Annotated in this window: 12 protein-coding genes; 6 read left to right on the top strand and 6 right to left on the bottom strand. The window is 59.1% G+C overall.

Features of this window, described 5'->3' with window-relative positions; translation table 11 throughout:
• Positions 1 to 64: 64 nt before the first annotated feature.
• Positions 65 to 553: a hypothetical protein gene (locus VIL88_RS12700; RefSeq protein WP_331989395.1), complete on the bottom strand. Its 489-nt coding sequence runs from the start codon at positions 551 to 553 to the stop codon at positions 65 to 67.
• 1,124 nt (positions 554 to 1,677) lie between these two features.
• Here VIL88_RS12700 and VIL88_RS12695 point away from each other — a divergent pair.
• Entirely contained in the window at positions 1,678 to 1,962 is a 285-nt protein-coding gene (locus VIL88_RS12695; RefSeq protein WP_331989393.1) for a hypothetical protein, read from the top strand.
• A gap of 848 nt (positions 1,963 to 2,810) precedes the next feature.
• Here the strand turns inward: VIL88_RS12695 and VIL88_RS12690 are convergent.
• The gene (locus VIL88_RS12690; RefSeq protein ID WP_331989391.1) at positions 2,811 to 2,996 is read right to left on the bottom strand and encodes a hypothetical protein; all 186 of its coding nucleotides are present in this window, start codon (positions 2,994 to 2,996) and stop codon (positions 2,811 to 2,813) included.
• 82 nt (positions 2,997 to 3,078) lie between these two features.
• On the opposite strand from VIL88_RS12690, the gene VIL88_RS12685 reads away from it, so the two are divergent.
• Positions 3,079 to 3,360 carry a hypothetical protein gene (locus VIL88_RS12685; RefSeq protein WP_331989389.1) on the top strand — a complete coding sequence of 94 codons (282 nt, stop codon included), beginning with the start codon at positions 3,079 to 3,081 and terminating at the stop codon, positions 3,358 to 3,360.
• Between the two features lie 35 nt (positions 3,361 to 3,395).
• Here VIL88_RS12685 and VIL88_RS12680 read toward each other — a convergent pair whose 3' ends face one another.
• From VIL88_RS12680 to VIL88_RS12670, 3 genes are read right to left on the bottom strand one after another with little or no spacing between them, the layout of a single operon-like run.
• Positions 3,396 to 3,812 (bottom strand): hypothetical protein, encoded by a 417-nt coding sequence (locus VIL88_RS12680; protein ID WP_331989387.1) that lies wholly within the window; start codon positions 3,810 to 3,812, stop codon positions 3,396 to 3,398.
• The gene (locus VIL88_RS12675) at positions 3,809 to 5,125 is read right to left on the bottom strand and encodes a recombinase family protein (protein ID WP_331989385.1); all 1,317 of its coding nucleotides are present in this window, start codon (positions 5,123 to 5,125) and stop codon (positions 3,809 to 3,811) included. Before VIL88_RS12675 ends, VIL88_RS12680 begins: the two co-directional genes overlap by 4 nt.
• Positions 5,122 to 5,610 (bottom strand): DUF2924 domain-containing protein, encoded by a 489-nt coding sequence (locus VIL88_RS12670; RefSeq protein WP_331989383.1) that lies wholly within the window; start codon positions 5,608 to 5,610, stop codon positions 5,122 to 5,124. Before VIL88_RS12670 ends, VIL88_RS12675 begins: the two co-directional genes overlap by 4 nt.
• 369 nt (positions 5,611 to 5,979) lie before the next feature.
• On the opposite strand from VIL88_RS12670, the gene VIL88_RS12665 reads away from it, so the two are divergent.
• From VIL88_RS12665 to VIL88_RS12650, 4 genes are all read left to right on the top strand, one after another.
• Positions 5,980 to 6,711 carry a hypothetical protein gene (locus tag VIL88_RS12665; RefSeq protein ID WP_331989381.1) on the top strand — a complete coding sequence of 244 codons (732 nt, stop codon included), beginning with the start codon at positions 5,980 to 5,982 and terminating at the stop codon, positions 6,709 to 6,711.
• Positions 6,712 to 6,845: 134 nt separating this feature from the next.
• Entirely contained in the window at positions 6,846 to 7,061 is a 216-nt protein-coding gene (locus VIL88_RS12660) for a helix-turn-helix transcriptional regulator (protein WP_331989379.1), read from the top strand.
• On the top strand, positions 7,058 to 7,630 hold the full coding sequence (locus VIL88_RS12655; RefSeq protein WP_331989377.1) for a hypothetical protein: 573 nt from the start codon (positions 7,058 to 7,060) through the stop codon (positions 7,628 to 7,630). Before VIL88_RS12660 ends, VIL88_RS12655 begins: the two co-directional genes overlap by 4 nt.
• On the top strand, positions 7,627 to 8,850 hold the full coding sequence (locus VIL88_RS12650) for an AAA family ATPase (protein ID WP_331989375.1): 1,224 nt from the start codon (positions 7,627 to 7,629) through the stop codon (positions 8,848 to 8,850). The genes VIL88_RS12655 and VIL88_RS12650 overlap by 4 nt, the downstream gene beginning before the upstream one ends.
• A 1,243-nt stretch (positions 8,851 to 10,093) precedes the next feature.
• Here the strand turns inward: VIL88_RS12650 and VIL88_RS12645 are convergent.
• The gene (locus tag VIL88_RS12645; RefSeq protein ID WP_331989373.1) at positions 10,094 to 13,540 is read right to left on the bottom strand and encodes a TonB-dependent receptor; all 3,447 of its coding nucleotides are present in this window, start codon (positions 13,538 to 13,540) and stop codon (positions 10,094 to 10,096) included.
• Position 13,541 lies beyond the last annotated feature (1 nt).

Raw genomic sequence — 13,541 nt, 5'->3', positions numbered from 1 at the left:
GGCAGTTAAAGTGCCAGCTGAGGCCGAGAGGTGGCGCGCAAAATTGAATATTGACCTCCACCCATCAATTCGTTTCACCATAGTAGTTCCCCCCATACGTCCGATAACCAAGCCGCCGCAGAAGTCGGTCCGTGCGCTCCGGCTCCACTCCTGAAGTCACATGCACGTGCACTTCCTCGGCAAGCTGTGCCCTGGCCCACTCGTTCAATATTCGGAGTAGCTTGATGGTGATCCGACCGCCCAGCGTCGTGGCGCGTATGGGTTTGGAGACATAAAGCGCATAGACGGTGACCATCCTTCCGCCCTCGCCAAGATAGTAATCGCCGGCGCCGGCATTGAGCATGCCAACCGTCCTGCCGTTGTGCTGCACATAGAGGGCAAGCGTGTCGTTGGGACTGCTGATGGCCTTGGAGAAGACGCGGATGAACTTGCGTTCCGAAAACGGAATATGCGCGTATCGGCTCTCGGCGTGATACTCGAGGGCAATGTCGCGCACGGCCAGGATGTCTTCCTGCCGGATAGCCCGGAAGACCTTGAGGCCGCCCGAGCTCATTAATGCGGGCTCGACATGCGACCGACCCACGCCACTTCCGCCCTCTGCGCCCTCAGACAATGCCCGCCCCCTTGATGCGCGTGCCGTCAGATAGCCACAGAAAATAGTGCCGAACAAGCTGAGGCTGTAGCTTTCGATACGTTTCCTCAGTTATCAATTGAGTTTTCCTGCTAGAGACAACAATGCTCGACCGCACCGACGACTACCGGACATCCGGCAGGCCCACTCCGCACCGATAATGAAGTTCTTCGCGACACCCGACGACGATCGCCCTATTCGGTCTCCGGAGCGCGGACCAAAGGGCTGATCGTTGCTTTCCGGCTTCGTGCACCGTTCGACTATAGCCAGCGGCCCCTTTGCGATAGGCCCATGGGCTGGGCGGACCGATGAAGTCTGCTTCGGCCTTAGCTGTGGTCTACAACGGGGTGGGCAACTGAAGCGGAGTTCGACAGGATCGTTCCTTACGGGCACCACTAAGAACTCAAGCTACCGCGCCCTTTCCTGAACCCGCGTAATGCTCCACCTCAGCAGTCGCCGTCCGACTTCGATGTGACGACGCCCCCCTCTCGAAGGTCAGAAGTTTAGCCGCAAGTGCCTGTGGGGCAGGGCAGGGGTTGCGGAGCACACCGTCAAGCACCTGGCCCGGTTTATTGATTGCGGCCACGCGTCCGCTTGTGGTGAAGGGCGGCAGTGTCGTCAATGGCCGCGAAGCAGAAATGTCCGTGCCGTGCGAATGCGGCCCAGTGCGGCCACCTACAGCTTGTATGATACTAGCCTTTCAATCGCCGCCTTTTTGGCTCGCAGTGTCACGTCACCGTACCCGTCAGAAGCCTGCGACCAGTGTGGCCCTGAATTGCGTCAACTACTCGAGGATTAAGGCTTGCTTCACGAGCCAGCGTTTTGAAGCGATGACGCCATCCATGGTTGGGAGATACCCGGTCCGGGATCAGGCCAAGTGCTCGAAGCCACTTTGCTACGCGATTGTAGACTGCCTGCGACCATTGCCATTAAGTCGCAAGGTAAGCTGGAGCTTTATCGTCTCTCTACGATGATGACCTTCGAGAGATCTGGCAGATACATCAAATGAAGAAGTGGATTAAGGCTACCGAGTCCGCTGCGGTTCCTTGGTTCTTTCTTTGCAGAACCGAGGCGCCAAACTTTTGGTTGCGCGGGTATTTGCGGCGATGTGCGAAGGCAAGGCAGTTGGGAGGGATTTCATCAAGGGCAGGAGCGTCGTAAATGTTCAGATGAACCCAATGAAAGTGGCGCGCCTGCTAGAGACAAACTTCGAAAGAATGAATAGGATTTGCGAAAAATACAACTATTCTGAAAAAGATATTCGTCGCATGTCCTTCGATGCAGTCAAAGGTTTTGGGTCGGATGAGGTGCCGTTTACGCGTGAAGAATAATGTAGCAGACCGCCAATTATTGATGGAAGATATACATGTACCGCTCGGAACGCTTTCTGGGTGAATCGTTCGACGGATCAAGTTACGTACGATCGGAGGTCAAGTCCCCCCTAGGGGGGCAAGAGTCGTAGCCAAATGAGTGTAGATGCTCGGGCAGGTCTGCTATACGTCGAGACAAGCCATCCGTTCGTGAGGGTATGCGCTAGCGTATGCATGTCGCGAGAGTTCAGAGTGTGAGCGTTTGGGGACAACAGTCCAGAAAATGCAAGTTCTTGCGACTGTAGCCCCAATGGACGGGTTGATTTTACCCACCCCAATACTCAGACGGAAGCGAGCTTCGATTTCGCGCCCTCTGGGGCGTCCGTTGTGGTTGCCTCGTGTCCGATACTTCACTTGTCGGTAGAAAAGCAGCCATTCTGCTGCCGGGGCCCCTTTGCAGTCGCGGGTCGTACGAAGCCCTGCCTGCAAGGGAGAGTCTGAGCTGCTCTAGGTCGGATTGTTGCGGCGCCTGCCATTGATTGGGTCGCCGCACCAGGGGCAGCGGAAAATCGCCACCCCCTCGTTGAGGGCGAAGAACCCGTCTCCGCTGACAGGGAGCATGTAGAACAGATTGCCAGGCTGCTCACCTTCTCCGACCAGGCTTGTACTGACGAAGACCAGCTTCTGCTCGACTGCCTCGGCTAAGCGTCCACAGGAACAGACTGGGCGTTCGGCCCAAGTGAAGCTCCCCCACACATCGTCTGAGCTGACATCTACGTTTTGGAATGCTCCCAAGCTTTCCTCCTATGCGCTAGCAGGCAGGTTCCTGCTTGTCGCGCTGACCGCCACGGCTGACCATCTGCCTCGGATCAGCTCACCGACGTGAACAGCGCCAGAGCGTGCAGAGTTGCTCCGACGAACATCGCGATGACCGCTGTGGGTGCGGTCGCTACCCCAAGGCTCAACGGCCCGATGACGCCTGCGACCAGCACCGCGACTGCGAGTGCATTGAGGAACTGAGCCACTGTTCGTCTGGTTTCCCGGTTCATTTTCATTGTCATCTCCTTGCTGCGCCAACAGAGTAATGGCGCCGGCAGGGGCGGGGATTACTTCGACGGGCTGGGTGAGGAGCGCCTTATGAAAGATCTAGTGGACCGGCTGAGCGCACAGCTTACCGAGCGATACGTTCAGTACCTCGAGACCTTCATGGTGGACCTTTGGAGCGAGCATGGCTTCATCGAGTTCCGCTCAGGGTTCAGCCTGCGCAGCGATCATGCGCTGAGATCGTTCACAGTCAAAGTGGAAGCAGATGCGGGAGAGACGGATGGCGAGCGGGAGCTCCTGATCGCCGTCGTATTCGACGAGATTGAAGAGCAGATCGATCTAGCGATCGCTGCAAACGAGATGGTGGTCAACTGAGCAACCTCGGCCATCGATGGTAAGCCCAGAGGTGATTAGGGCGAGGCAGCGGGGCTTCCTAGACTGACATCTTCCCACAAAATAGGACGGTCGCGCATAAGATCTTGAAGTGTCAGCGTCTCGCTCTGTCGCCCATTGAGGAGGCGTTCGACGACAGCGGGCGGCAGGAGCGAGATTCGGAGCACACGGCTGACGTATGAGCGGTTGATCTTCTCAGCATCAGCCATTTCGGCGACTGTTGCATAGACCCCGGTCTCGAGAAGCTTCCGCCATCTAAACGCCCTAGCGAGTGCTTTGACGAGGGTATTGTCGATCCGTTGCCGGGTTGGGGCGGTGATCTCGCCGCCAGCAGGCGAGAGCACCAGCTTTCGGCCACCGCGCTTTCGGATGGTCAGTGGCACGGTGATGGAAACAGTGGCGCTAGGCTGCGTTTCATTTGCCCTGATGCTCATGCTGCCTTCCTTGCGTGCGCTTCAGCGGGCAGTTCGTCCAACAAGCCGCTCAGCCCCTCGCGCCGGATATGAATGGTGGCGCCCTTAGTGCTCAGGTCCACGCGCTCAACCAGCAACTGTATGATCCGCGTCTGCTCCGCCGGGAAGAGTTCATCCCAAAGGGCAACGAACCGCTGGAGCGCCTCGCGAACGGTGTCGTCACTCAGGTCTGCATTCTGCCGTTGTGCCATCGCCGTAGTTTCTGCCACGATTTCCGGGCTCCTTAGAACAGCTCGCATTTGATCGATGACGGCGCCTTCAATCTCAGCAGCTGCGATGCGGCGGATGGGGCATGTGTCTGGCGACAGCTTGAGCACCGAAGTGGTCACGTAGTACCGATAGAGCTTGCCGCGGCGCCTAGTGTGCGTCGGCGTCATGGCGAGGCCGTTCGGTGCGAACAAAAGTCCCTTGAGCAAAGCAGGGGTCTGTGCCCTGGTCTTGCAGGCGCGGATGCGCGGCCCTTCGGCCATGATCGAGTGTACTTTGTCCCAAAGCTCGCGGGAAATGATGGCCTGATGCTCGCCCCGATAGGCAGTGCCTTTATGGACCGCGTCTCCAATATACACGCGGTTGCTCATCATCTTGTACAGCACCCCCTTGTCGAGGAGCTTGCCAGATCGCGTTCGCACATTTTGTTGCTGCAGCTCCTGCGCCAGCAGTGTGGCCGAGCCCAGCTTGAGGAACCGCTCGAATACTGTTCTGACGATCGCTGCCTCAGCCTCATCAATGAGGAGCTTCCGGTTCTCCACCCGATAGCCTAGCGGTACATTCCCACCCATCCACATGCCCTTCTTGCGCGAGGCTGCCACCTTGTCCCGCACGCGCTCTCCGATGACCTCTCGTTCAAATTGGGCAAAGGATAGGAGAATGTTGAGCGTCAGCCGTCCCATGGAGGTCGTGGTGTTGAACGACTGGGTGACGGAGACGAAGGTCACGCCGTGCTTGTCGAACACATCCACCAGCTTGGAGAAGTCCAAGAGGGAGCGGGAGAGGCGGTCGATCTTGTAGACGACTACAACGTCGACCAAGCCGTCCTCGATGTCCTTCATCAGGCGCCTGAGGGCAGGGCGGTCGAGGTTGCCTCCCGAGAAGCCACCATCATCATAGTCATCCCGCACCGGGATCCAGCCTTCAGGCTTTTGGCTGGCAATGTAGGCATGGCATGCCTCCCGCTGCGCATCGAGCGAGTTGAAGGCCATGTCCAAACCCTCCTCGGAGCTCTTGCGGGTGTAGACGGCACACCGCAGCCGGCGGATCGGCACTTGAGAGTTCATGCCTTGCTCCTCTGGTTCTTGAGGCCGAAAAAGGTCCAGCCATTCCAGCGGGTGCCGGTGATCCGCCGGGCGATGGCCGAGAGGGATTGGTAGGGCTGACCGCAGTAGTCAAAGCCCTTGTCGGTAACGGTAACCGTGTGCTCAATGCCCTGCCACTCCCGCAGCAGCCGCGTGCCAGCGATTGGTAAGAGATTGGCTGAGCGTTTCCGCACCACTGCTTTGCCACCATCCAGCTCTTCGCCAAGCTCTTCCAAGCGCCGGATGGTCTCTGGCTTGAGCCCACCATAGACAAGCTCCTGGATTCGGTAGGTGAGACGGCTCTCGAGGAACTTGCGGTTGTAGGGTGGCGGCTCGGTGCCGAACAACGTGCGCCACTTGGTCTTGAGCTCGATAATGGACAGCGTCTTGAGCTCGGCAATCTGGCGCAGAACGCTCTCACGCCGCCCGTCGTCTGTCGGTCTAATCATGGTTGCAGCTGGGCTCATGCATGGTCTCTGGATTGATCGTCCGGCACACACATGCGTGCTGCGCCACATCTATCCACTCCAGCATCTGCTGACTTCGGAGAGAGTTCGGTTGACTGTGCCGAGTGCAGGCGCATCAAACCGAGCGATAGGATTTCCGCCACTTCGGTGAGCCGCTCCTGAGCTGCCATTCTGTTGGGGTGCAGCGGGTTCATCTGTTGCCTCCTGTGGGAAGCATGATGCTGCTTGCTACCAAAAAACACAAATAAATCAGATACTTAGCGTAGTTTTGCGGCTACAAAAGTCTCATGGCGCAGAGCTGAGAAAACGCGCGAAAAAGACTCCACGACCGTTATCGTTGCCTATATGTTCTGGTGACGGAGGTTGTGAATGTTTGAGCTTTTCCCACGCGCTACAGCCTATAGGCTCGCAGAGGCACTGCACCGGTATGGTGATCCGGAGCTGGCAGCGTGGCTGGACCAAAACGCCAGCTTGAGTGATGACGAGGTACTGAGACTAAGACCCAAAAAGCAGGAACAACTGCTCAGGTCGATCGATGACGACATCCGCGATGGGTGCCTGATAGCTACGGCCTTCCAGAAGCCGATAACAATCAGCAGTCAGCGGGAGCGCATCTCGTTTGACATATGGGAGATCCTGCGGATCGATGTCACTCATGCGTCAGCCTCAGTCGGTGCCTTGGAGCTTTCAGACATCAAGATACAGGAGAACGTTTGGGCGTCGCGCGTGTACGGGTTGACCCACAGCAGAGCAAACTCGGCCGCTGATCATATGCCGGAAGCTGACCAGGAAGCACCAGAAATCTCACTCAGTGAAGACCTGGTGTGCTTGCGGATAGGATCAGCGAGCTGGCGCCTCACCGGTGAAATTCAGCAGGAGATCATCCGGCAGCTGGTTGAGGCGTTTCCTAATGCGCTGAAAACCGCAAGGGTGCTTTCAAAGGCGGGCTCGAATGCCGATACCATCCCGAAGGCATTTACCGGCAGTCCGAATTGGCCAACCCTTCAGCACTATGTTGAGAGGTTTGATGGCAATTGCCGATTGCTAGCGGTACCACAGCAGCCAGCAGCAGCTTTTGACCACATCGTAAGAGAGGGGTAAGACATACGTAAGAGCCATGGCGCTTCCGCTCTTACTTGGTCTTCCGTGCTCTTGCGCCGCCTCTGGCTGGCACTCTAACGTCCTAAACAAGCACGGTTTCGCTCAGGTTCAATCCCGAACCTGAGGAAACAAACATGACTACTCAGCACTTGGACCAACGCCAGCTTGCATGTCGCTGGAACATCAGCCCCCGTACTCTTGAGCGGTGGCGCTGGCAGAACGACGGCCCCAGCTACATCAAGATCGGCGGCCGCGTCTGCTATCGTCTGGAAGACGTGGAAGCGTACGAAGGCGCTCAATTGCACCCTATTGGCCCAACCGCTAGCGGCAGCGGGGAGGGCGCTCGATGATAAGTATCGACAATGTGCTGCTCGCTGCGCGGGAGGAGTTCTACGATCGCGCCGACGCCCACCCTGAATTCATCCACTACGTCTGTCACCACGGGCTCGAACTCGGCCGCATAAGCGGTTTCGCGGGTGCTATGGGGATCGTACCGGTGGTAGACTGCGGAAGTGGGCGCTTCGACTTCGACGCGCCTAGCGAGATGATACAAGCCTTCATCTGTGAGGCTTACGCTGAAGACGGTGAGACAGTCATCGACCTGGTGGCCTGGCCGGTCGATCGCCCAAAGCACGTCATGACGATGTTCGGCCGAGCGCCGATCCTCGGGCTATGGGAGGCGTTCAACCCCGCCTCCTATTACGGCGGAAAGCCGCTTCAGATGCACCGAACGCCTTTGGAGTGGCTGAAGGCAGGGTGCCGTGGCGCGGCTGTGGTGCGGCCAGTTCTCGCGGCCAGACTGCTGTTCGAACTGGAGGGGGCAGTCGCAGCAGCTGACCAGCGGCACGCACAGGAACTTCATCAGATCATCAGCATGGTCATTCCCAAAGGCAAAGTCGTTGTACCGAGGGCAGCGTGAGCGGCGCGGCCGTGTCCCAGGGTTACGATGTCTACGAGCCAGGGGATCAGCCTGTCAGGTCGGCTGCACCCACGGGACGCAAGCCGGTTGTGGCGACGCCGTATGTCTGGACACCACCAGCCGCCATCCCTACACGAAAGTGGCTCTACGGCCGGCACCTGCTGCGCAAGTTCGTCAGCGCTACCGTGGCGCCGGGTGGCGTCGGCAAAACGTCGCTCGGCATCGCCGAGTCACTGGCAATGGTCTCGGCCAAGGACCTGCTCGGTCACACTCTGCCGAAAGCCGGCAAGCTCAAGGTCTGGTATCTGAACCTTGAAGACCCTCGAGAGGAGACCACGCGCCAGATCCAGGCGGCGGCGCTGCACTATGGCCTAGTCCCTGATGATGTGGGCGACCGGTTGTACGTGGACAGCGGTCGCGAGCAGGAGTTTGTTATCGCTGAAGCTAAGGGCAACTTTGCGCTGATCTGCGCCCCAGTTGTGGACTCCATCATCGAACAGATCCGCACACATCGCCTGGACTGCGTCGTAGTCGATCCGTTCGTTTCAAGCCACGCCGTCAGCGAGAACGACAACGCGGCGATGGACCTGGTCGTCAAGCAGTGGGGCAAGGTGGCGGAGGCAGGCAACTGCGCCATCCATCTTGTCCATCACACCAGAAAGATGTCCGGAGATGTCGAGGTAACGGCCGAGAGCTCGCGTGGGGCTAAGGCGCTGACTGATGGGTGTCGCTCAGTGCGCGCAATCAACCGGATGACACGGGAGGAAGGCGAGAGGGCAGGAGTGGGCAATCACCGGCTCCACTTCCGCACCTACAACGATAAGGCCAACTTGGCACCGCCGGCGGAACAGTCTGAGTGGTACCAGTTGGAAAGCGTCAGCCTAGGGAATGGCGGAGACGATGCCAGCGACGAAGTGGGTGTCGTGACGACGTGGTCGTGGCCTGACCCGTTCGACAGCGTAAATGCGTCCCACCTCCCCAAGGTCCAGGCAAAGATCAAGGTGGGAGAATGGAAGGAGAGCTCACAGGCGTCGAACTGGGCGGGCTTTGCGGTCGCCGAAGTACTCGGGATGGATCCCTATGACCCTGCGGACAAAGCCAAGATTCGAGCTCTTCTCAAGGAGTGGATCAAGAACGGCGCGCTACTTATCGAGAGGCGAGCTGGGGCAAACCGACACATGAGCCCTTATGTCGTTGCGTCTGCTGAAGATTGCCCGTGATGCGCCACCTTGTCGAAGTAGCGCAAACAGGTGACGCAGGTGGCGCTTCGGCCATCAGTGCGCTACCTGCGCTACTTGCGCCACCTCCTTTATAGAGGTGGCAAGGTAGCGCAGCGGCGCAGGACCGCCACCAGATTTGACTACCTTGCGGCCTCAGAGCTTTCCGTCCGATCGATGGCTAGTCGCAGTTATCACCACCCGCGAACCATTTTTACGCTGGTCACATCTCGTCTGGTGGAAGAGCTAAGCGGTGAGTTCACCCCAGTCCGCATCCCATTCAACTCCCTCTAGCCGGATGAACACCTCGCAACCACTGCGTTGAGCAATCTTTTCGGCGACTGCTAGTTGAGCAGGAACGGGGAAAGCGCCTTCTGATACGAAGAGATACTCAGCTCCCTCGGTAGCTGGGCCAGCGCGGTGCAACATCGCCACGGGCCCAAGCTGCCCCGGGTAGATGCGGACTCTGATTGCTTCTTGAGTCAGTTCGGAGGGTTCAACGACGTAGCGGGACATCAAAGTTAGCCTGTCTGGAATGTTTAAGACTGCAGCCTGCTCGCAGGATGAGCGATCCCCAGCCCTGTGACAACGAAGGAACTCGACTCAACGAGGCTGATCTTAGATCCAAGTGTCCGTGAGGGTTCCTCCGCGGTAGGTGACGACAAGTGCAATGTAGTCCTGCTGGTCTCTAGGATTGAAAACTCGTTCGACCACCGTCCACACGTCACGGCTTGTAGGATCTTGTCGATCCAGACTCGTGGGTACTCCCGGGTTCAAGATTGTGTCTCCCAGCGATGGGACCACGCCACCGAAGTCCTTTAGCGACATGTCTAGTTTCCCATCTTCGGTGTGACCGGCTGCATCGCGGAAGTAAATTCGGATAGTGGTCTCAGACATGAGGTCCTCCTGAGAGGATCAAAGCATAGGGGCGGGGGGGTGTCAAAACTCCACACCCTGTCGCTTCCTAGACCCGCGTCCCCCTCACGCGCAGATTTTTTCCCGCCTATAAAAAAACGCGCGCGAGCGAAGGTGGCTAGAGCGGGGGAGGCGGGGCCGATTGGCGACGAGATAAGTCGGCCGTCGGTTGGTAGCTGGAAGGGCAGGTTAGGGGTGGGTTGCAGACCGGCTGCTCCTGGTTGATCTAGCCAGTAAGCAGACGTTCGTCGAGAGGCCAAGCGCCCTCACTATCCCAAGGCCGTCACATGAGCCATCGTGCTGCTCGATGGCAGGCTTGGTGATCACTTCACTAGAATTTCGCGGTCATATTTAGGAACACCCCCTGATCGTCGAACGTCAGGTCGCTAAGGTCATCGGTGAAACGTCCGAAATTGTAGCCGACACCAAGTGTCACTTCGTCACTGATATCGTAGGAGACCGCGGCAAGGGCACCCAGATCGGTGGTCGCGGTTTCCTGCTGGTAGAGAGCCCGCGCCTCAAGCATCACGCTCCAGTCTTCCAGCACTTCAAGGTCCGCCCTGATTACCCCAAGGTGTACCGTCGATGCTGCGAAGTCTTCAACGGCCCTGGATCTCGAGACCTCGCCGATCCGCAGGCCGTATTTCGCCCCTACAGTTAAGGTAGGTGTCAGGTCGTAATTGGCATCAACACTGAGGATATGGCTGCGCTGCGCAGGCCCGAGCACGCTTCCGCCACGCGACACCTGGTCGGGACCGGGAAGATCGTAGAGGTAGGTATAGCGGAAGATTGCGTTCAGGCGATCATGGTTCACCGGTCGATAGGCAGCGCCGATAGTTGCTTCAACATAGTCCCCGTCTAGAATGGCGTTTTGATCCGAGCGGCTGAACAACCCGTCCACCCCAGCCAGAACCCGCCAGTCGTCGCTGGTTTGAACCGAAACGCCCGACTGCAGCAGCGCGGTCACCCGATCCCTGGAGCCATCGGCAGAGTCTTCAAGCCGCAACTCACCTCGACTGCTCCAATCGACGCCATCATCCTGGTATCCAAGACCCACCGATATGGCGTGCCGCTCAAAGTCGGAGCCGAAATCATCTGCGATATGTCCGGTCTCATAGGTGGCTGAACCGGTCCAAAGCGCGTCAGGCTTGAAGTTGACGCCATAGAGGGCTGTTGTGGTACCGGCGTCGGAAAACAGCCCGTAGCTGTTCTCCGCATGCACCGAGAGAGCCTCGTTGATCCGCTGCTCCGTGCCAAGTATCAGCCCGCTGACGGACCGCTTTTGCATGAAGAAGTCGTCGCGGGTCTCGCTCAGGACCCGTATGCCCAGATACGAGCGCTTGCCGGGTTCGGCCTCGTAGCTGAGCCCCGCCACCGCCTGGGGACCTGTGGAGCCAACCGAAGCCTCGCCATAAAGCGTCCAGTCCGTGCCAAGCTTGACGTCGGCGCCCGCGCCGACGCGATCATTGCGCCCATAACCAAGGCTGTGCATGAGCGTTGCCTGGCCAAAGCCGTAGACGGTGAGATCATCGTTGGGGCTGTAGGCAATGCGGGTGCCAAAATCGGTCCGATGACCGCTGGTGCCAGGCGGACCACCTGGGGCAAACCCATTGCGATGCAAGAGGCCCAGACTGACGGTCAGATCCTGCTGAAGCGTGTAAACCACTTCGGCAGCCAGCTCGTCGCGGCGCGCCCCGGTAGCATTGCTGATGTGGTCGAAGTCGAGAGCTATGGCGAGATCTGGGGTGATCTCGGCATCAACGAAACCGTTGAACACCAGCGTATCGTGCTGCGCCTGCAGGTCGCCGGTTGAGAACCCGGCCTGTCTGCCTTCCAGGGTGAAGCCTGCAACGGCTTTGAACGTGTCCTGGAGCAGATCGTCGAGCGCCGCCTGACCGTGAATGCGGTAGGCGTACGCCCCCGCCGCAGGGGTCGCGGCGGGCTGCTGCACATAGGTCAGGCCCCCATCCGTCGAGAGCCAGCTTGAGGCCGCTGTACCCTCGCTGCGCAGAAGCTCCGCTTCAAGATAGGTCTGCTCTGTCGGCGCAACGCGGACATTGGCTCCATAGACCCGCAAGTCCTGGTCGTCCTCCGTCTTTTCTCTCATGCCGACAGCGCCGAAGGTGACTATGTCGCCCAGCCGCACAGTGCCGCTTCCACCATAGGCGAACTCGTCGAGTTCGGCATTGGGGGGGCTGAATTCGTATTGAGCCACGACATTTACCACATCGTTGCTAGATGACTGCACGGCACTGTCAGATCGCTGGCTGGAACTGAGGGGCCGGGCGAGGATAACGACGCCTTGCATATAGTTGATCGAATAATCCACCCCCGGGCGCAGGCGCGTCGTCGAGATGACGAGGCCAGTCACCGCGTCGCGGTGCTCGATAGTGATCGTTTCCGACCCCGGCACGATATCCTGTCGGCGGAGCACATAGGCTGAGCCGCCAGTGCCGCGGAGCACGTCCCTAGCTGGCAGGGTGCCCGGCTGGGCAGCATAGAGGCTGGCTTGGTAGACCGGGGCGCCATTCGGCGTCACCTTTTCTGACTCAACTTGTGCGGCGGCCCCATAGAGCACCCGCTCGGTGCGCAGCAGGTCGCTGTTGCCGACAACGGTACGGAAGTTGCCCCACATCACGCTGTTCGGCCCGCGTTCGAGCCGCACATAGAGCTTGCCGCGCGTGGGCGCATCGTCCACCAGAGCAGAGTCATCGCCATAGACGGGATAGTACTGGTCCGGATCAATGCGGCGCAGCACGGCCTGCGGATCGGTCGACAGGATGCCGGTAAACATCTGGTCGAGCGGCCCCTCCCCCGTATCGCCAGAAGCCGTCAGCAGATACTCGCCCTTGATCTTGCCCTTGAGGTAAAAGGCCGCTCGCCCCTTGGCATAGAGGCTGTCGAACTCGCCGGGCTTGGCCGCCACGATATCGCCGTCGCTCCACCGCTTGCCCACTGTGAGATCGGCCATGCCCACATAGAACCATTCATCAGTCGGGATGTTGATGTCACGGTTGAACACCACCGCCTGACCACTGGGCGCATCCACAGCAATGGAGAGGCTGTGATCGCCGGGCGGAAGAATGCGCTTGATGACGAATGCGCCGGTGGCGTCCACGGGCACGCTTTCGCCAAGGAATACGGCACGACCGTCCGGCGGCAAGCTGGTGCCGTGCACGGTGACAGTCCCGCCATAGATGGAGATGTTGCGGACGGCCGTGCGGTCATCACCCCACACAGGAAGCACTTCACCCACCGCGGCAGCTACCTCGCTGCGGTGCAGTGGCAATGGCTTTGTCTGATCGTAGCGGCCGTCGCGGTCATAGACCCTACCGACAAAGTAGAACTCGCCAACGCCTCCGCCCGGCACTGACCAACCGATCTCTCGTCCGGGCTGCCCCGGAAGCACCGCCAGCAATGCATCGCTTTGCGCATCGTGTATGCGCACCTCGGCGCGGTCTATCCAGGCGGCATAATTGGTATCGATCATGAAATTGACCGCCTCACCGACGCGATAGACAGACTGGCGTTCGACCGGCAGCACATTGAGGCTCGGGGCCGCATCAAGTCCATCGAATGTGACCTGGATGTCCATCCGGTCGAGCGCTGTGTCGACCTGGCGCTTCGGATCGGCGGGTGCAGGATCGCCGGCTACATGAGTGCCGTCGACGGAGATCGAAAAACCCATTTGGGCCAGCGCCGGACTTGCTAATCCAAGGGTCAGAACCGAGCTGGTGGCGAGAGCAATTGCGCGAAAGCCATGGACGTTGATTTTCATG

This window comes from Devosia sp., from assembly GCF_036563435.1.
In the GTDB taxonomy this organism is placed as follows: Bacteria; Pseudomonadota; Alphaproteobacteria; order Rhizobiales; family Devosiaceae; genus Devosia.
Note: the sequence above shows the minus strand (reverse complement) of the source record. Positions and strands in the feature narration are given on the sequence as shown.

Excerpts from the sequence above, each read along its gene's own strand:
- VIL88_RS12680 (WP_331989387.1), bottom strand. The coding sequence starts at position 3,812 with ATGAGCATCAGGGCAAATGAAACGCAGCCTAGCGCCACTGTTTCCATC.
- VIL88_RS12690 (WP_331989391.1), bottom strand. The coding sequence starts at position 2,996 with ATGAAAATGAACCGGGAAACCAGACGAACAGTGGCTCAGTTCCTCAAT.
- VIL88_RS12665 (WP_331989381.1), top strand. The coding sequence starts at position 5,980 with ATGTTTGAGCTTTTCCCACGCGCTACAGCCTATAGGCTCGCAGAGGCA.
- VIL88_RS12645 (WP_331989373.1), bottom strand. The coding sequence starts at position 13,540 with ATGAAAATCAACGTCCATGGCTTTCGCGCAATTGCTCTCGCCACCAGC.
- VIL88_RS12700 (WP_331989395.1), bottom strand. The coding sequence starts at position 553 with ATGAGCTCGGGCGGCCTCAAGGTCTTCCGGGCTATCCGGCAGGAAGAC.
- VIL88_RS12675 (WP_331989385.1), bottom strand. The coding sequence starts at position 5,125 with ATGAACTCTCAAGTGCCGATCCGCCGGCTGCGGTGTGCCGTCTACACC.
- VIL88_RS12685 (WP_331989389.1), top strand. The coding sequence starts at position 3,079 with ATGAAAGATCTAGTGGACCGGCTGAGCGCACAGCTTACCGAGCGATAC.
- VIL88_RS12660 (WP_331989379.1), top strand. The coding sequence starts at position 6,846 with ATGACTACTCAGCACTTGGACCAACGCCAGCTTGCATGTCGCTGGAAC.
- VIL88_RS12670 (WP_331989383.1), bottom strand. The coding sequence starts at position 5,610 with ATGAGCCCAGCTGCAACCATGATTAGACCGACAGACGACGGGCGGCGT.
- VIL88_RS12655 (WP_331989377.1), top strand. The coding sequence starts at position 7,058 with ATGATAAGTATCGACAATGTGCTGCTCGCTGCGCGGGAGGAGTTCTAC.